At 60.2% G+C, this 15,501-nt stretch carries 15 protein-coding genes and 1 pseudogene; 7 read left to right on the top strand and 9 right to left on the bottom strand.

What is annotated here, in order from left to right; genetic code table 11:
- The first annotated feature begins 93 nt into the window (after nucleotides 1–93).
- The 3 genes from leuC to KVH01_RS27585 all read left to right on the top strand — a co-directional run bounded on the left by leuC (nucleotide 94) and on the right by KVH01_RS27585 (nucleotide 3,433).
- Nucleotides 94–1,512 (top strand): 3-isopropylmalate dehydratase large subunit, encoded by a 1,419-nt coding sequence (gene leuC / locus KVH01_RS27595; protein WP_217883663.1) that lies wholly within the window; start codon nucleotides 94–96, stop codon nucleotides 1,510–1,512.
- Nucleotides 1,509–2,123, top strand: coding sequence for a 3-isopropylmalate dehydratase small subunit (leuD, locus tag KVH01_RS27590; RefSeq protein WP_043050329.1), 615 nt, complete (start codon nucleotides 1,509–1,511; stop codon nucleotides 2,121–2,123). Before leuC ends, leuD begins: the two co-directional genes overlap by 4 nt.
- A gap of 68 nt (nucleotides 2,124–2,191) precedes the next feature.
- Nucleotides 2,192–3,433 carry an MFS transporter gene (locus KVH01_RS27585; RefSeq protein WP_404822110.1) on the top strand — a complete coding sequence of 414 codons (1,242 nt, stop codon included), beginning with the start codon at nucleotides 2,192–2,194 and terminating at the stop codon, nucleotides 3,431–3,433.
- Here KVH01_RS27585 and KVH01_RS27580 read toward each other — a convergent pair.
- The 4 genes from KVH01_RS27580 to soxR form a co-directional block, all read right to left on the bottom strand.
- Complete coding sequence (locus KVH01_RS27580; protein WP_124421704.1) at nucleotides 3,414–4,328, bottom strand: LysR substrate-binding domain-containing protein; 915 nt, start codon at nucleotides 4,326–4,328, stop codon at nucleotides 3,414–3,416. The genes KVH01_RS27585 and KVH01_RS27580 overlap by 20 nt on opposite strands.
- Nucleotides 4,329–4,419: 91 nt before the next feature.
- Complete coding sequence (locus KVH01_RS27575; RefSeq protein ID WP_217883621.1) at nucleotides 4,420–5,304, bottom strand: alpha/beta fold hydrolase; 885 nt, start codon at nucleotides 5,302–5,304, stop codon at nucleotides 4,420–4,422.
- A 738-nt stretch (nucleotides 5,305–6,042) separates the two neighbouring features.
- Nucleotides 6,043–6,498: a VOC family protein gene (locus KVH01_RS27570; RefSeq protein WP_217883620.1), complete on the bottom strand. Its 456-nt coding sequence runs from the start codon at nucleotides 6,496–6,498 to the stop codon at nucleotides 6,043–6,045.
- Between the two features lie 85 nt (nucleotides 6,499–6,583).
- On the bottom strand, nucleotides 6,584–7,039 hold the full coding sequence (soxR, locus tag KVH01_RS27565; protein ID WP_217883619.1) for a redox-sensitive transcriptional activator SoxR: 456 nt from the start codon (nucleotides 7,037–7,039) through the stop codon (nucleotides 6,584–6,586).
- 100 nt (nucleotides 7,040–7,139) lie between these two features.
- Between soxR and KVH01_RS27560 the strand changes: the two genes are divergently transcribed.
- Nucleotides 7,140–7,505, top strand: coding sequence for an antibiotic biosynthesis monooxygenase (locus tag KVH01_RS27560; RefSeq protein WP_217883618.1), 366 nt, complete (start codon nucleotides 7,140–7,142; stop codon nucleotides 7,503–7,505).
- On the opposite strand, the gene KVH01_RS27555 is transcribed toward KVH01_RS27560, so the two are convergent.
- Nucleotides 7,494–8,597, bottom strand: a complete 1,104-nt coding sequence (locus tag KVH01_RS27555) for a sigma-54 interaction domain-containing protein (protein WP_217883617.1) — start codon at nucleotides 8,595–8,597, stop codon at nucleotides 7,494–7,496. The two genes, KVH01_RS27560 and KVH01_RS27555, sit on opposite strands and share 12 nt — an antisense overlap.
- 259 nt (nucleotides 8,598–8,856) lie before the next feature.
- Here KVH01_RS27555 and KVH01_RS27550 point away from each other — a divergent pair, with 259 nt between their 5' ends.
- The 3 genes from KVH01_RS27550 to KVH01_RS27540 all read left to right on the top strand — a co-directional run bounded on the left by KVH01_RS27550 (nucleotide 8,857) and on the right by KVH01_RS27540 (nucleotide 12,379).
- A complete protein-coding gene (locus tag KVH01_RS27550; protein WP_217883616.1) occupies nucleotides 8,857–9,126 on the top strand; it encodes a hypothetical protein in 270 nt (89 codons plus the stop codon).
- A gap of 234 nt (nucleotides 9,127–9,360) precedes the next feature.
- The gene (locus KVH01_RS27545; RefSeq protein WP_217883615.1) at nucleotides 9,361–10,521 is read left to right on the top strand and encodes a cysteine desulfurase family protein; all 1,161 of its coding nucleotides are present in this window, start codon (nucleotides 9,361–9,363) and stop codon (nucleotides 10,519–10,521) included.
- A gap of 49 nt (nucleotides 10,522–10,570) precedes the next feature.
- Nucleotides 10,571–12,379, top strand: coding sequence for an aminopeptidase P family protein (locus tag KVH01_RS27540; RefSeq protein ID WP_217883614.1), 1,809 nt, complete (start codon nucleotides 10,571–10,573; stop codon nucleotides 12,377–12,379).
- Nucleotides 12,380–12,416: 37 nt separating this feature from the next.
- Here the strand turns inward: KVH01_RS27540 and KVH01_RS27535 are convergent, their stop codons facing one another.
- The 4 genes and pseudogenes from KVH01_RS27535 to rhtA all read right to left on the bottom strand — a co-directional run bounded on the left by KVH01_RS27535 (nucleotide 12,417) and on the right by rhtA (nucleotide 15,216).
- Nucleotides 12,417–13,007 (bottom strand): 2-hydroxychromene-2-carboxylate isomerase, encoded by a 591-nt coding sequence (locus KVH01_RS27535; RefSeq protein ID WP_217883613.1) that lies wholly within the window; start codon nucleotides 13,005–13,007, stop codon nucleotides 12,417–12,419.
- 35 nt (nucleotides 13,008–13,042) lie between these two features.
- Nucleotides 13,043–13,774 carry an SDR family oxidoreductase gene (locus KVH01_RS27530; protein ID WP_217883612.1) on the bottom strand — a complete coding sequence of 244 codons (732 nt, stop codon included), beginning with the start codon at nucleotides 13,772–13,774 and terminating at the stop codon, nucleotides 13,043–13,045.
- A gap of 111 nt (nucleotides 13,775–13,885) precedes the next feature.
- Nucleotides 13,886–14,167 carry a hypothetical protein gene (locus KVH01_RS27525; protein WP_003190182.1) on the bottom strand — a complete coding sequence of 94 codons (282 nt, stop codon included), beginning with the start codon at nucleotides 14,165–14,167 and terminating at the stop codon, nucleotides 13,886–13,888.
- A gap of 161 nt (nucleotides 14,168–14,328) precedes the next feature.
- Nucleotides 14,329–15,216 (bottom strand): annotated as a pseudogene (gene rhtA / locus KVH01_RS27520) (threonine/homoserine exporter RhtA).
- Nucleotides 15,217–15,501: the final 285 nt, after the last annotated feature.

Below are 15,501 nucleotides of genomic sequence, written 5' to 3'. Positions count from 1 at the left end.
CGAAACATGTTTCATGCGATCACCCTGTCGCCGTTGATGGGGCAGGGCGGCTGGCTAGGATGGGCAGACACCGTCGAGCGAGCCCGCAAGAAAATGACTGCCAGAACCCTCTACGACAAACACATCGACTCCCATACGGTGTGCGCCCTGGATGAGCAGGGCCATGTTTTGCTTTATATAGACCGCCAGGTAATCAACGAATACACCAGCCCCCAGGCGTTCAGCGGCTTGCGCGAGGCCGGGCGCCCGGTGTGGCGCCCCGGCACGGCGCTGGCGGTGGTCGACCATGTGAACCCCACCACTCCCACGCGGGTCGCGACCATGCCGGATGCCGGCGCGGCGCGACAGGTGGCCTACCTGGCGGAAAACTGCCGGGATTTCGGCATCGAACTGCTGGATGTCCTCGACAAGCGTCAAGGCATCGAACACGTGATTGCGCCGGAGCAGGGGTTTATCCTGCCCGGTATGGTGATTGCCGCCGGTGACAGCCACACCACCACCTACGGCGCCCTCGGCGCATTCGGCTTTGGCATCGGCACCTCGGAAATCGAGCATCTACTGGCCACCCAGACCCTGGTCTATAAACGCTTGAAAACCCTGCTAGTGAGCGTCGATGGCGAGTTGGCGCCGGGCCTGACTTCCAAGGACGTGATCATGGCGCTGATCAGCCAGATCGGTGCATCCGGCGCCACCGGCTACGCCATCGAGTTCCGTGGCTCCACCATCGATGCCCTGAGTGTCGAAGCGCGCATGACCATCTGCAATATGGCCGTGGAGGCTGGCGCCCGCGGCGCGTTCATGGCGCCGGATGACAAGGTGTTCACCTACCTCAAGGACAAGCCTCGCGCCCCCCAGGGGGCACTTTGGGAACAAGCCCTGCGTCAATGGCGCACGCTGCGCAGTGACGAGGCCGCGGTGTTTGACCGCGAAGTCCAACTGGATGCCGCCACCCTGGAACCCATGGTCACATGGGGCACCAGCCCCGACCAGGCCGTGCCCATTGGCGCCCGCGTGCCCGACCCGCAGCACGTCAGCGACCTGATCCTGCGCCAGGGCATGCGTCGCGCCCTCGATTACATGGGCCTGGAGCCCGGCATGCCGCTGAGCGATATCGTCATCAGCCATGCATTTATCGGTTCCTGCACCAACGCGCGCATCGAAGACCTGCGCGACGCCGCCCGCGTGGTGCGCGGCAAACAGGTGGCCGAGCATGTACGGGCGATGATCGTACCGGGCTCCACGCAAGTCAGGGACCAGGCCGAAGCCGAAGGGCTGGCCGCGATCTTTATCAACGCTGGTTTCGAATGGCGTCAGTCGGGCTGCTCGATGTGCCTGGCGATGAACGACGATGTACTGGCCCCCGGCGACCGCTGCGCTTCGAGTACCAATCGGAATTTCGAAGGCCGCCAAGGCGCGGGCGCACGCACTCACTTGATGAGCCCGGCGATGGTCGCCGCTGCCGCCATCACCGGCCGGCTCACCGATATCCGCGACCTGGGAGAGCGCCCATGAGCCTGCAACCCTTCACCCTGGTCACAGGCAAGGCCGCACCGATGCTGGCGGCCAATATCGATACCGACGTGATCATGCCCAAGCAGTTCCTCAAGGGCATCGATCGCGATGGCCTGGACCGTGGGCTGTTTTTTGACCTGCGTTTTTTGCCGTCCGGTGCGCCAGATCCCGAGTTTGTGCTTAATCAACCGGCCTGGCAGGGCGCGAACTTTATGGTAGTGGGGCCGAACTTCGGCTGTGGTTCCAGCCGCGAGCATGCGGTGTGGGGCCTGAAGCAAATGGGCATTCGCGCCTTGATCGGCAGCAGCTTCGCCGGAATTTTCCATGACAACTGCCAGCGCAACGGGCTGTTATTGATCACTCTGGAACAGACGGTGTTACACCGGCTTGCGCAAACCATCAGTCAAGCGGGTCAGGCGCAGATCACTATTGACCTTGAGGCCCAGCAGATCCGTCTGGCGGATGGTCAGTTGATCCCGTTCCAGATCGACACCTTGCGCAAAACGGCACTGTTACTCGGCCTGGATGCAATCGGGAGCACCTTGCAGCGCAGCGAGCAGATCAAGGCATTTGAGCGCCAGCACCTGGCGACGAAGCCCTGGCTCGGTTGACACCGGGTGCCTTGTCGACTTAAGTGGGACCGACATGGGCGTCGGCTTACTCAAGGAAAGTTCGTAACATGGATGTGCTGAACGTTGATCCTCAACCGACCCTGTCGACCCGCAACGCACGCCTGATCATCTTTGCCCGCGGCGTGTCGGATTTCGGTGCGTTCCTCAATATGGTGGCGCTGTCCACTTATGTGTACTGGCTCAGCCAGAGCGTAGTGTTTGTCAGCATCTTCCTGGCGTGCCGGGTCACCGGCGGGATTGTTGCCAGCCTGTTTGGCATTCCGTTTTTTCGTCGGTTTGCCGGGCGTGGGACGTTGGCAGGATTGGACTTGGTCCGGGCGCTGTTACTGACGCCGCTGCTGGTGTTGTTACCGGCCCATCAACTCACCCTTCTCCCCTTTATCGCCTTTGGTATCGGCCTGTGCAATTCGCTGTTTGCCATTGGCCTCAACAGTCAGTTGCCCACCTGGGTCGCACTTGAGCAGCGAGTCAATACCAACGCATGGATCACCTCGGCGGCCGCCACTGGCGCGGTCTTCGGTAGTTTGCTCTCGGGCTTGCTGATCGCCACGGGCGGATTTGAAGCGGTGTTTGCCGTCAACATCGGTACCTATGTGATTGCCGCTTGCCTGGTCTTGCCGTTGCGCGCGTTGTATAGCGTTGCTGTCACCGCCCATCGCGGGCTCGCCGCCGAATGGCACGAACTGACCAAGGGGCTGCGCGGTGCGCCTGTGCTGGCCGCGATGTTGCTGATCAGCATGCTCGACACCCTCGGCAGCGCGGCGCATAACGTCGGCTGGCCAGTGCTGTCGCAGTACATCTCGCCGGACACGGCCAAGACGGTCATGGGCTATCTGCTGGCCGTGTGGGCCTGTGGCAAGTTTGTTGGCGCGCGCATCGCCAGCGCGGTGTTGAAAGGCTGTGGCACTCAAGGCATGGAGCGTTTGTTCATGCTCGGTGTGGCGTTGATGTCCAGTGGCTTTATCCTGACTTTCCAACAGACCGAACTGTGGCTGGCATTGCTGCTGGTGGTGTGGGCGGGGCTGGGCGACGGGTTGTCCGAGGTGGCATTGATCTCCCGTGCGCAAAGCGAGCCCGATAGCTTGCGCTTGCCGCTGTTCAGCCTCTTGACCTTGATCCAGATGGCCGGATTCGGCGTGGGCATGCTGGTGGTCGGGCCGTTCTATGTGACGTGGACGCCGGCCCAGGTGATCGTGTTGTTTCATGGGCTGCCATTGACCGCGTTGGTGGTCATGACGATATGGTTGGGCTGCACCGCCCATCGGAGGGTCAGATCGACAAACCCTTGAAGTGCTCCTGTAGAAACTCCACACAGGCCCTCAGTTTGCCGGAGTAGGCCAGGCGTGTCGGGTACACCGCCCACACGTTGGCGCTCTGGGTGTAGTCGTGCAGCACCTGTACCAGTTGGCCTTGCTCCAGCAACGGCTTCACGTCCCACATAGAGCGCAGCAGTACACCGCGCCCGTCCAATGCCCACTGCAACACGATCTCGCCGTTGTTGGAGGACAGCGGCCCGCGAACGCGCACGCTGTGCGCTGTGCCGTCACGCTCCAGGTTCCAGATGCCGAAGGCGTTATCGCGCTCCTTGATCACCAGGCAGTCATGGTGCTCCAGGTCGCTCAATTGCCGCGGCGTACCCCGGCGTTGCAAGTAGGACGGTGCGGCGCACAGCACTCGACGATTGCTCACCAGACGCCGGCCGATGTGCTGGCCGGGGATGTCATCGCCCACCCGAATCTCCAGGTCGAAGCCTTCGCTGACGATATCCACCACGCGGTCGAACAGGTCCAGGCGGATGTCCAGTCCTGGGTATTTTTCCGCCAGCAATGACAGGGCCGGGGCCACATGGTTGCGACCGAAGCCGAAGCTGCTGCACAAGTGCAGGTGCCCACGGGGGCTGTCATGGGCGTCGGACAGTTCCTCCGAGAGTTGCTGGAAGTCTTCGAGGATGCGCACGGCCCAACGCTGCACCCGTTCGCCGTCTTCGGTCAGGGCTATGCGTCGGCTGGTGCGGTGCAGCAGGCGCGTGGCCAGGGTGGTTTCGAGGATCTGGATACGCTTGCTGACATAGGCCGGGGACAAGCCCAGTTCGTCGGCGGCTGCGGCAAAGCCGGCCTTGCGGATCACGGTGAGCAATACCCGCAGGTCTTCGGGCAGGGGCACGGTGGCTTTTTTGTTCGTCATCGCAGGCAGGTGTGGGAGGGTGAGTCGCCAGGATAGCATCGGTTGGGGAGGCCGCTGTGCGCGGGTAGCGGCCACGACGGGAGTCCACAGCTCATTTGGCTGCGCGAAGGAAGGGCAGGGCTTCACTCAACAATAACTCCGGCGCCTCTTCGGCTATGTAGTGCCCGGCCGGTACCGCCTTGCCATGTACGTTAGTGGCGACTTTCTGCCATTCTCCGAGTGGGTCGAAACAGCGGCCGACGGTGCCGTCGGCGCCCCATAACACCAATAGAGGCAGATTCAGATGATGGCCGGCGTCGATGTCAGCCTGGTCATGTTCCAGGTCGACGCTCGCGGCAGCGCGGTAGTCCTCGCAGATACCGGTGGCGGTGCCGGGCAATGTCAGGCAGCGCAGGTACTCGGCGAAGGCTTCGTCGGTGAACGGCTTGAGCCCGGCGCTGCGGCTGCCCATGACGCTGCGCAGGTACAACTCGGGGTTAGCTTCGATCAGGGCTTCCGGCAACGGCGCCGGGCGGATCAGGAAGAACCAGTGCCAGTAGGCGCGGGCGAAGGCTTCATCGGTCTGGGCGTACATCGCCAGGGTTGGCGCGATATCCAGCAGCACCATGCGCTTAACGGCCTTGGGGTGATCCAGGGCCAGGCGATGGGCGACGCGGGCGCCACGGTCGTGGGCCAGTACCGAGAAGGTGTCGAAGCCCAGGGCCTGCATCAGTTCGACACCGTCCCGGGCCATTTGCCGTTTCGAATAATGGGTGTGGTGTTCGTCGGCCGGTGGCTTGCTGCTGTCGCCATAACCGCGCAGGTCGGCAGCCACCACGCTGAAGTGTTCGGCCAATTGCTCGGCGACTTTATGCCAGATGACATGGGTTTGCGGGTGCCCGTGGAGCAGAAGCAGGCCGGGGCCTGTACCGCCTCTGCGGTAGTTGATGTCTACGCCGTTGACGTGGCACTGGTCTTTCTCAAAGCCGGCGAACATGGAGTGACTCCTTGTGATGATGACCTGCATCCTGGAATCACACGGCGGTTGGGGCAAGGGGAAAAGTGTGGGGGGGATGTTCATGAAGTGTGTAGAAGCCCGGCCCTTCAAACAGAGGAGGTCCTATGTGGGAGGGGGCTTGCCCACGATAGCGGTCTGCCAGTTGAACATGCGCTGGCTGGCACACCGCCATTGGGACATAGGTATCTACACATTGGATCGTGTTGACTCGCTGCTTGCTCTTGCTCTTGCTCTGCTTTTGATCTTAGGCGCCCCGTTAAACCACGCTGGCCGGAATTCGCCATGGATTTTGGGGGTGGCTGAGCGAGCTGCCCGCGCCATGGATGGCGCGGCGGCCCAACCATGGCGGATTACGGGCACACCGAGCCTGGGCGAGGTGCCGAGTGGTGGGGCAAGAGCGTTTCGGTTACTTTTGCCTGGGCCGGCATTCCGGCTTTTCAAAAGTGACCCGCTGTAAAAGCGGAACCCTAAGTGGCCGTTGCCCAAATAACGGATATGTACTCGGTCTGATCCAGCATCCTGGTCGGCTGTCAGGCCGCCATCGGGAGCCAGTCGAATCGTCGCACCGCCCCTCCCACATTTGGATCGTAGAGTATCAGTTAGATAGCGGTTGGCTGCCAGGCTCCAGGGAGAGCAAGCTTTTTCCCTGAAGGCCCCGCCAAAGTTGTGTAGATACCCATGCCACTGGGGGCAAGCTCCTCCCAACTCCAATGTGCACTACGGTTTGAACATCTCCATGGCACGCTGGCGGATTTGCTCCTCGGTCAGGTCTTCCTTGTGTGTAGCCAGGAACCACAGGTGCCCGAACGGATCCTTCACACTCGCAGATCGGTCGCCATAGAACTGGTCCTGCGGCGTGGACACTTCGATGGCGCCGGCCTCAATGGCTCGTGTGAACTGTGCATCTACATGCTCGACATACAGGTGCAACCCGACACTGGGGTGTGTATCCGGGTTGCGCAAAGCCGTTTCATCGCAAGGGGTGCCGAGCATGATCACCGCTTCGCCAATACGCAGCTCGGCGTGGCCGACCCTGCCGTCGGGCATGTCCAGTCGCATGGACACGGTGGCGCCAAAGGCTTTCTGGTAGAACTCGATCGCCTCAGCAGCTTTATCAATTCCCAGATAGGGGGTAATGCCGTGATAACCGTCGGGAATAGGTTTAACGCTCATAACGTTCTCCTTGATTGTAGTTATGGAGTGACAGCCTTTTCACTATAGGTCACGCCGCAGCGCCCCTCCCACCATTTGATCGGGCTTACAGCTCGGTATCCAGCGTGGGCTCCAACAGCTGGGCACCGGGGCCGCGCTCGCCCAGTTGGTCATCCTGGTTGCGCAGCGGGCACGCCTGCATCGACAGGCACCCACAACCGATGCAGCCATTGAGCTTATCTCGCAACCGCATCAGCTTGTTGATGCGCTCGTCCAGGTCTTCACGCCACAACGCCGACAGGCGCTCCCAGTCGTGAGCGTTCGGCGTACGCCCATCGGGCAGCGTCTGCAATGCTTCGCCAATGGTCGCCAGTGGAATGCCCAAGCGCTGGGCGATCTTGATCACCACCACCCGCCGCAGTACGTCCCGTGGATAACGCCGTTGGTTGCCGGCATTGCGATTGCTCTTGATCAGCCCCTTGGATTCGTAGAAGTGCAGGGCGGTGACCGCCACACCGCTGCGGGCCGCCAGCTGACCGACGCTGAGTTCCTTGTTGAGCATGAAAAACTCCCAGACAGTGCTTGACCTCGACTTAACTAGAGGTTTTACCCTGCGTGGCATCGAGTCGCAAGATTCTGCCTACAAAGAAAGGGGCGTATTCATGCAGGTATCAGAGAAAAATCGCAGCTTCACCCAATTGATCGAATTTCACATCGAACCCCGTCAACAATCCGCCCTGGTGGCAGCCTTGACCACCCAGAGCGAGCGCCTGGCCGACGGCCATGGCGGCTTTTTGAGCGCTAGCGTACAGGTCAGCGATGATGGTCGGCGGGTGCTCAATTACCTGCAATGGCAATCCCGCGAGGCCGGTGAGGCAGCCTTCAAGTGCTTTGAGCAGGGCGATGCGGATTTCTGGACGCTGATCCGCTCTCACCAGGCCACGGCCGTGACCTTCGGTTCGTTCCAAGTGCTGCGCAGTTTTGAGCGCAGCCAGGACGATGCGTTGCACTGCCGGCTAAATGGATAGATGCAGCATTCGCTCGCCTTGCAGGTTTTTCCCTGGCCGGCGCTTGTTCACTGCCAACTCGCCGATCTTGATCAGGCGCGTGCGCGTCACATTGCGGCTCAAGCCCAGCAGGTTGGCAGTGTGCACCTGGTTGTAATGGCTGAAGTGGTAAGCGGCGCGCAATAGCTCGTCCTCGACCTTTTCGTGCAGGGCGCCGGCCTGCTCCTCGAAGAGCTTTTGAAACGTTCGTGCCAGCAGGGCTTCGGCGCTGTTATCGGAGCCATGCCGGCTGTCGTCCTGGCGCTTGATGCGCAGGTTCGACAGGCGCAGGTCGTCGCGCTCGATCACGCCGTTGCGGCAGGTCAGCAGCGTGTGGTGAATCACGTTTTCCAGCTCGCGAATATTGCCCGGCCAGCTGTAGCTACGGAGCTTGTGCTCAGCTTCGCGGCTGATGGTGGCCAGGCCGTAGCCCAGGCGCCGGCTATAGGTTTCGATAAAGTGCCGGGTCAACGGCAGGATATCGCCGGGGCGCTCGCGCAGTGGGCTGAGCTCCAGGCTGACCACGTCGAGGCGGTAGTAGAGGTCTTCGCGGAAGTGCCCGGCGTTGATGGCCTTTTCCAGTTGCACGTTGGTGGCGGCCAAGACCCGCACATCGATAGGAATGCTCTTGCGCGACCCCAGGCGCACTACTTCACGCTCCTGCAACACCCGCAGCAACTTGACCTGAATGGTCATCGGCAAGTCACCGATTTCATCGAGAAACAAAGTGCCGCCGTCCGCTTCTTCGAACCAGCCGGCCTTGGCGCAAAGGGCTCCGGTAAACGCGCCTTTCTCGTGGCCGAACAGCTCGGCCTCCACCAGGGATTCAGAGAAGGCTCCGCAGTTCACCGCCACGAACCGCCGGTTGCGCCGTGCGCTGAGGTTGTGGATATGCCGAGCCACCAGTTCCTTGCCGGTGCCGGTCTCGCCGATGATCAGTACGCTGGCTTCGCTCGGCGCCACTTGCCGGATATGTTCGAGCAACGCCTGGGATTTGGAGTCTTCGAAAACCTGGGCCGTGGCGGGGATCGACGTCGCGAGGGCGGGCGAGGGCGGGCGGGTCAAAAGCTGCATGGGCACCTCTGTTTGAAATGGAGCGTCGGGATAGGCAGGGACGGGTTCATATCGTCGGGGGGTTAGGTATAGAATGATATGGTTATTCCGTAAACGAACGTATATCTATATTTATAAAGCTAAAATGAATAAGTAGAAGGTGCTATCTGGTAGGCCGTAACGGTTGATAGCGACTATCACGGACGGTGATTTTTCACCGCGAAGGGGCGGGAGTAGCCTGTGTTCATTGACTTGAAACCACCTTCGCAGGGCCTCTGCCATGAACCGTTTGCTCGCTGTTTCTTTTTTACTTGTCACCTCTGTCCTCGCAGGTTGTGCGTCCCAGCCGTCACCGGAGCTACGGCCTTATACCGCGGAAGAAACCAGACAATTGGCTCTGGAAGCCCTGGGCCGCCGTGGTTTGTCGTTTGACGACTATCAACGCCAGCGCGCGGCGTTGCTTGGTCAGCCACCGCAACCCTTTGGTTTTGATCACCACGGTGAAATGAACGCCGAGCGCAGCGTCGTCGTGCATGGTCGTCCCAGTTGAGCCCGCTTCCTGCGGCAAAAAGCCCGAGGCTTCCCACAAGGAACCTCGGGCTTTTTGTTTGCCATGGGGCTACCTCAGCCTGTTAAGCTGAATTTCAGGAGCGTTCCTACGCACATTTAAACAAAGTGGTCCTTCTTTAATGGCACTCGATCAGTTAAACCTGACGACCTCTGTTCTGGTCGATGCCTCCTGAGACGCTGCTCTCGGGAATACGCTCTGCGAGTTTTTAACGTCATGAATAAACGTCCGTTGTATTTCGACTATGCCGCCACCACACCGGTGGATGAGCGGGTTATCCAGGTGATGGTCGAGTGTCTGGGCTTCAATGCCAATTTCGGTAACCCTGCGTCCAGTTCCCATGCGTTCGGCCAGGCTGCTCGGCATACGGTTGAGCAGGCGCGTCGCCAGGTCGCCGAGTTGGTCGGCGCCGAGCCCGAGCAGATCGTCTGGACCTCCGGTGCTACAGAATCCAACAACCTGGCGCTCAAGGGCGTGGCCCAGGCCCGTGGTGTGGCGGGTGGGCATATCATCACCAGCCAGATTGAGCACAAGGCCACGCTGGACACCGCGCGGCAATTGCAGGACGCCGGCGTGGCGGTGACTTACCTGGTGCCGGATGCGCACGGCTTGATCAGCGTCGATGCCGTCAGCGAAGCCCTGCGCGAGGACACCTTCCTGGTCTCGCTGATGCTCGTCAATAACGAACTGGGCACCCTGAATGACATCCCAGCCATCGGCGCCCGTGTGCGTGAGCATGGCGCTTTGTTGCATGTGGATGCGGCGCAAGGGGCGGGCAAGGTGGCCATTGATCTGGCCCTGTGGCCGGTGGACTTGATGTCGTTCTCAGCGCACAAGCTGTACGGCCCCAAGGGTATCGGCGCGTTGTACGTCGGGCCTCGGGCACAGCAGAGGGTATTGGCGCAGATTCACGGTGGTGGTCATGAAGGGGGCTTGCGTTCCGGCACCCTGGCGACCCATCAGATTGCGGGTATGGGCACAGCATTCGCCTTGGCGGCGGCGTCCTTCGCTGATGAGAAGGCCACGATTGTTGCGCTGCGCCAGCGCCTGCTGGACCAACTGGCGTCAGTCGCCGGCCTGCGTCTCAATGGCAGCCCCACCCAGCGTATTCCACATACCCTCAGCCTGACGTTCAGCGAAGGCGAATTCAATTCCGCCGCGCTGAGCGCGGGCGTTGCCTTTTCCGCGACTTCCGCGTGCAATTCTGCAAGCAACGCGCCGTCCCATGTGCTCCTGGCCTTGGGGCATGATGCTCGCAGCGCCGGACGCACTATCCGTTTGAGCCTGGGCCGGTTTACCACCGAACAGGACATCGACGAAGCGGCACGGCTGATCAAGGCTGCACTGGCCAGCGCGCCGGCGTTTTGGGCGGTCTGATTTATCATTTGCAGTACATAACAATTATTAGTGGTTAGCAGGAGACACAATGAGTACGCAGCCTTTGACCCATGGAACGGTTCCCCAGCGCCTGGCGCATACCCGTGAACTGATGCACCGCGAGGGCATTCATGCCCTGCTGGTGCCATCGGCCGACCCACACTTGTCCGAATACTTGCCGGGTTACTGGCAAGGGCGCCAATGGTTGTCAGGGTTTCATGGTTCGGTGGGGACACTGATCGTCACGGCGGATTTCGCCGGGGTCTGGGCTGATAGCCGCTACTGGGAACAGGCGACCAAGGAACTCAAGGGCAGCGGTATCGAGTTGGTCAAACTGCAACCGGGCCAACCTGGGCCGCTTGAGTGGCTGGCCGAGCAAACCCCGGAAGGCGGGGTGGTGGCCGTGGATGGCGCGGTCATGGCCGTGGCCTCGGCGCGTACGCTTGGTAGCAAGCTGGCCGAGCGCGGTGCACGTTTGCGTACCGATATCGACCTGCTCAACGAGGTCTGGCAAGACCGCCCGGCGCTGCCGAACCAGCCGATCTACCAGCATCTGCCGCCCCAAGCCACCGTCAGCCGTGGCGAGAAACTTGCCGCATTGCGCGCCAGCTTGAAAGATAAGGGCGCCGATTGGCATTTCATCGCGACACTGGATGACATCGCCTGGTTATTCAACCTGCGCGGCGGTGATGTGTCGTTCAATCCGGTGTTCGTGTCCTTTGCGTTGATCAATCAACAGCAGGCCACCTTGTTTGTGGCGCTGGGCAAGGTCGATGCCGAACTGAGGGCCGTGCTTGAGCAGGATGGCGTGACCTTGCGCGACTACAGCGACGTGGCCGATGCGCTGCGTGCCGTGCCGTCGGGTGCAAGCTTGCAGGTGGACCCCGCACGCGTGACGGCAGGCTTGCTGGAAAACCTCGACGCTGGCGTCAAGCTGGTGGAAGGTCTGAACCCGACCACGCTTGCCAAATCGCGCAAGAGCCTGGCGGACGCGGAACATATCCGCCAGGCGATGGAGCAGGATGGCGCGGCATTGTGCGAATTTTTCGCCTGGCTCGATAGCGCCCTGGGCCGCGAGCGCATTACCGAACTGACTATCGACGAACACCTGACCGCTGCGCGTACCCGTCGCCCTGGCTATGTGTCGCTGAGCTTCAACACCATTGCCGCGTTCAACGCCAATGGCGCCATGCCGCACTACCACGCCACCGAAGAAGAGCACGCGCTGATCGAAGGGGATGGCTTGTTGTTGATCGACTCGGGTGGCCAATACCTGGGTGGGACCACCGACATCACGCGGATGGTGCCCATCGGTACGCCGAGTGCAGAGCAGAAACGCGATTGCACACGGGTGCTCAAGGGTGTGATTGCCCTGTCCCGTGCGCACTTCCCCAAAGGCATTCTGTCACCGTTGCTGGACGCCATTGCCCGTGCGCCGATCTGGGCCGAAGGGGTGGACTACGGCCACGGCACAGGTCATGGCGTAGGTTATTTCCTCAATGTGCATGAGGGCCCGCAGGTCATTGCCTACCAGGCCGTTGCTGCGCCACAAACGGCGATGCAGCCGGGGATGATTACTTCGATTGAACCAGGTACTTATCGTCCTGGCCGTTGGGGCGTGCGTATTGAAAACCTGGTACTGAACCGTGAAGCGGGCAAGACCGAGTTTGGCGAATTCCTCAAGTTCGAAACCCTGACCCTGTGCCCGATTGATACCCGTTGCCTGGAGCCGTCGCTGCTGACGGCAGACGAGCGCGAGTGGTTCAACGCCTACCACGCCCAAGTGCGTGAGCGCTTGAGCCCGTTGCTCAGTGGTGCGGCGCTCGAGTGGCTGCAGGTGCGCACTGTGGCTATTTGATTTGTTGCAGCCGGCGCGTGCCGGCTGCAAGCGAAATCTAGCTGAGGGCTTCGCGCACAAAGTCCAGACGGTCCTGGCCAAAGAACAGCTGATCGCCCACAAAAAAGCTGGGGGCACCGAACACGCCGCGTTTAACGGCTTGTTCGGTGTTGTCCTTGAGGGTGTTCTTGACGGCTTCGTCATTGGACAGGGCCAGTACTTGCCCTGGATCGAACCCCTGTTCGCTGAGTACGCTGGCCACCACCTCGGGATCGCCCAGGTGACGGCCTTCTACCCAGAGCGCACGGAACAGGCAATCGATAAAGTCGAGGAAGCGCTCAGGCTGGTGGATTTGCATGCCGGTGATTGCGCGCATCAGTACCAGTGTATTGATGGGGAAGTGCGGGTTGAACCTAAGTGTCACGTTGTAGCGTTTGGCGTACCGCGCCAGGTCATCCAGCATATAGCGCCCCTTGGCCGGCACCATGATCGGTGAGGCATTGCCAGTGGCTTTGAATACGCCACCCAACAGCATCGGGCGATACACCAGCTGTGCGCCGGTTTCGGCGCAGAGAGCCGGCAGCTGGGTGTAGGCCAGGTAAGTGGCAGGGCTGCCCAGATCGAAGAAAAACTCCAGGGTTTTACTCATGGTCGATACTCGCTGCTTATTGTTATAGGGGCGTGCTACCAGGGTTCGTTCCAGGGGCGCAGATCCAGTTCGAACGTCCACGCGTCACGTGGCTGGCTATGCAGGTACCAGTAGTTGTCGGCAATGTGGTCTGGGTTGAGAATGCCGTCCTGGTCCTTGAGGGCGTATTTTTGCGGGAAGTTCTCGCGAATGAAGTCGGTATCGATGGCCCCGTCGACCACTACATGGGCGACGTGGATGCCCATCGGGCCTAATTCCCGCGCCATGCTTTGGGCGAGGGCGCGAATACCGTGCTTTGCACCGGCGAACGCGGCGAACCCTGCGGCTCCGCGCAAGCCCGCAGTCGCGCCGGTGAACAGGAGGGTGCCGCGGTTACGGGTGACCATTCGCTTGGCAACTTCACGTGCATTCAAGAAACCGGAAAAACACGCCATTTCCCAGATTTTGAAATATTTGCGTGGGGTTTCTTCCAGAATGCTGCAAGGCACGTTGGCGCCGATGTTGAAGACAAACGCTTCAATAGGCCCCAGTTCGGTCTCGATTTGCTCGACCAGTGCGACAACGTCTTCTTCTTTACGTGCGTCACAGGCAAAGCCGTGGGCCTCACCGCCTGCCGATTGGATACTGTCTACCAGGGGTTGCAGTTTGTCGGCGCTGCGCCGGGTAACGCAGGCAATGTAGCCTTCGCGGGCAAAGCGCTTGGCGATGGCGCCACCGGTTGCGTCACCTGCACCGACTACCAATACGACTTTCTTGTTGTGCGTCATGGGAACTCCATTGGATCGATGATCGAGCAGGAGTTTAGCCGCCGTGTCGCAAAAGGCATTTGGAATGTGGTGGGAATTTGAGACGAGCAGCCAAGAGAGGCTGCTCGGCAGCTATTTACAGATGACGATCATACTACGGCTGGTATAGCCGGCAGGATTGAGGCCGAAGGGATAGTCCCCAGGCTCCTCGGAGTTGTCGCCGGATTTGGCGATCACTCGATAACCCTTGGCGCCGCATGAATTGGCTGCACTGGTGTAGCACTGGTCCCAGGAGGAGGACAGGCCAGAACAGTTGATGTGCAGCCCTTTTTTGCCCCGTTTCACTTCTGTTTTTGTGGTTGCAGCACAGCCAGCGATGCCCACAACCAGCAACAGTATCAAAATTCGTTTCATTCCCATCCTTAATAGCCGCTCCGCAAAAGAACAGAGCCACTTACTCGCTCTCGAGCGTAGCGTTCATGCTGTCCGTGTCGAAATTCTCCATGAATGACATTCGGTTACGGCTTAAACATGGCCTAAATGAGCGGCAAATACCAGAGCTGTTGTTAAAGAGGTCAGTCGGCGGGCACCAGCGGTTGTGATTCGTTGCGCATCGTCAAAGTGGCGCCCACGGAAGCCAGGATAATGCAGGTAATCGCCAGCCACTGGGCGAGGGATAGGTGCTCATGCAGGAAGAACAGGCCGGAGAGAGCGCCGAACGCCGGTTCGATACTCATCAGCGTACCGAACGTGCGTGCGGGAAGGCGAGTCAGTGCGACCATCTCCAACGTATAGGGCAAGGCCGTCGACAGAATCGCAACGCCAATGGCGATAGGAATCAGGGCGGGCGTCAGCAATGCGGCGCCGGCATGCACGATGCCGATCGGCGCTACGAACAGGGCTGCAATCATTACGCCGAGGGCGGCGGTCTGGATACCGTTGTCATTCCCCGCCTTTTGGCCAAACAGGATATAGAGCGCCCAGCATACGCCTGCTCCGAGCGCGTAAGCGGCCCCAGCCCAGTCGATACCGCTGCTGGTCTCGCCCATTGGGATTAGAAGGAGCAGACCGATGGCAGCGAGGGCAATCCAGAGGAAGTCGACTGCTCGCCGCGACGCGTAGATAGCGACGGCGAGCGGGCCTGTGAATTCCAGTGCTACAGCAATTCCCAAGGGCACGGTGCGCAGGGACATATAGAAGAGGAAGTTCATGCCACCCAGCGCCATTCCTTAGATGATCACTGTGCGCAGGGACTTAGCCGTCAGCTTGGCGCGCCATGGGCGTAATAGAAGCAGCATGATCACGCTGGCGAAGATCAAGCGCAGGGTAGTAGTGCCTTGCGCGCCGACAATAGGAAACATGCTCTTGGCCAGTGAGGCACCGGATTGGATGGATGCCATAGCGATCAACAGCAGGCCGACGGGAAACAGTGCGCAGGCCAGGCCGCGGGGAGGGGAGGTCATTGGAGGTGTTCTTCCGAAGTCATAGTCGATGAGCAGATGTCGCTATGATGCTTAACTGTTCAGTAATGAGCAATATATTGCTCAATTTGCCGTTTAAGTCTTTCGATATAGAAGGATCATAGAGTTTGCAGCTGTATTGATAGAAAACCTGAATTAAGCCTTGACGGCAAAATTTGAAAGCCTATAATTCGCCCCACTTCCGGCGCAGTCGAAACGGAAAACTCTTTGGTAAACAACGAGTTATGAAGTTTTCGGCAGCAAGTTGCTTCAGTTCATCGAAGCCAA

The organism is Pseudomonas khavaziana, assembly GCF_019145205.1.
Classification (GTDB): Bacteria; Pseudomonadota; Gammaproteobacteria; order Pseudomonadales; family Pseudomonadaceae; genus Aquipseudomonas; species Aquipseudomonas khavaziana.
The sequence above is the reverse complement of the archived record's forward strand: the minus strand, read 5'-3'. Positions and strand labels throughout refer to the sequence as shown.

Excerpts from the sequence above, each read along its gene's own strand:
- KVH01_RS27545 (WP_217883615.1), top strand. The coding sequence starts at position 9,361 with ATGAATAAACGTCCGTTGTATTTCGACTATGCCGCCACCACACCGGTG.
- KVH01_RS27525 (WP_003190182.1), bottom strand. The coding sequence starts at position 14,167 with ATGAAACGAATTTTGATACTGTTGCTGGTTGTGGGCATCGCTGGCTGT.
- KVH01_RS27555 (WP_217883617.1), bottom strand. The coding sequence starts at position 8,597 with ATGCAGCTTTTGACCCGCCCGCCCTCGCCCGCCCTCGCGACGTCGATC.
- KVH01_RS27535 (WP_217883613.1), bottom strand. The coding sequence starts at position 13,007 with ATGAGTAAAACCCTGGAGTTTTTCTTCGATCTGGGCAGCCCTGCCACT.
- KVH01_RS27580 (WP_124421704.1), bottom strand. The coding sequence starts at position 4,328 with ATGACGAACAAAAAAGCCACCGTGCCCCTGCCCGAAGACCTGCGGGTA.
- KVH01_RS27575 (WP_217883621.1), bottom strand. The coding sequence starts at position 5,304 with ATGTTCGCCGGCTTTGAGAAAGACCAGTGCCACGTCAACGGCGTAGAC.
- leuC (WP_217883663.1), top strand. The coding sequence starts at position 94 with ATGACTGCCAGAACCCTCTACGACAAACACATCGACTCCCATACGGTG.
- leuD (WP_043050329.1), top strand. The coding sequence starts at position 1,509 with ATGAGCCTGCAACCCTTCACCCTGGTCACAGGCAAGGCCGCACCGATG.
- KVH01_RS27585 (WP_404822110.1), top strand. The coding sequence starts at position 2,192 with ATGGATGTGCTGAACGTTGATCCTCAACCGACCCTGTCGACCCGCAAC.
- KVH01_RS27540 (WP_217883614.1), top strand. The coding sequence starts at position 10,571 with ATGAGTACGCAGCCTTTGACCCATGGAACGGTTCCCCAGCGCCTGGCG.
- KVH01_RS27570 (WP_217883620.1), bottom strand. The coding sequence starts at position 6,498 with ATGAGCGTTAAACCTATTCCCGACGGTTATCACGGCATTACCCCCTAT.
- KVH01_RS27560 (WP_217883618.1), top strand. The coding sequence starts at position 7,140 with ATGCAGGTATCAGAGAAAAATCGCAGCTTCACCCAATTGATCGAATTT.
- KVH01_RS27530 (WP_217883612.1), bottom strand. The coding sequence starts at position 13,774 with ATGACGCACAACAAGAAAGTCGTATTGGTAGTCGGTGCAGGTGACGCA.
- KVH01_RS27550 (WP_217883616.1), top strand. The coding sequence starts at position 8,857 with ATGAACCGTTTGCTCGCTGTTTCTTTTTTACTTGTCACCTCTGTCCTC.
- soxR (WP_217883619.1), bottom strand. The coding sequence starts at position 7,039 with ATGCTCAACAAGGAACTCAGCGTCGGTCAGCTGGCGGCCCGCAGCGGT.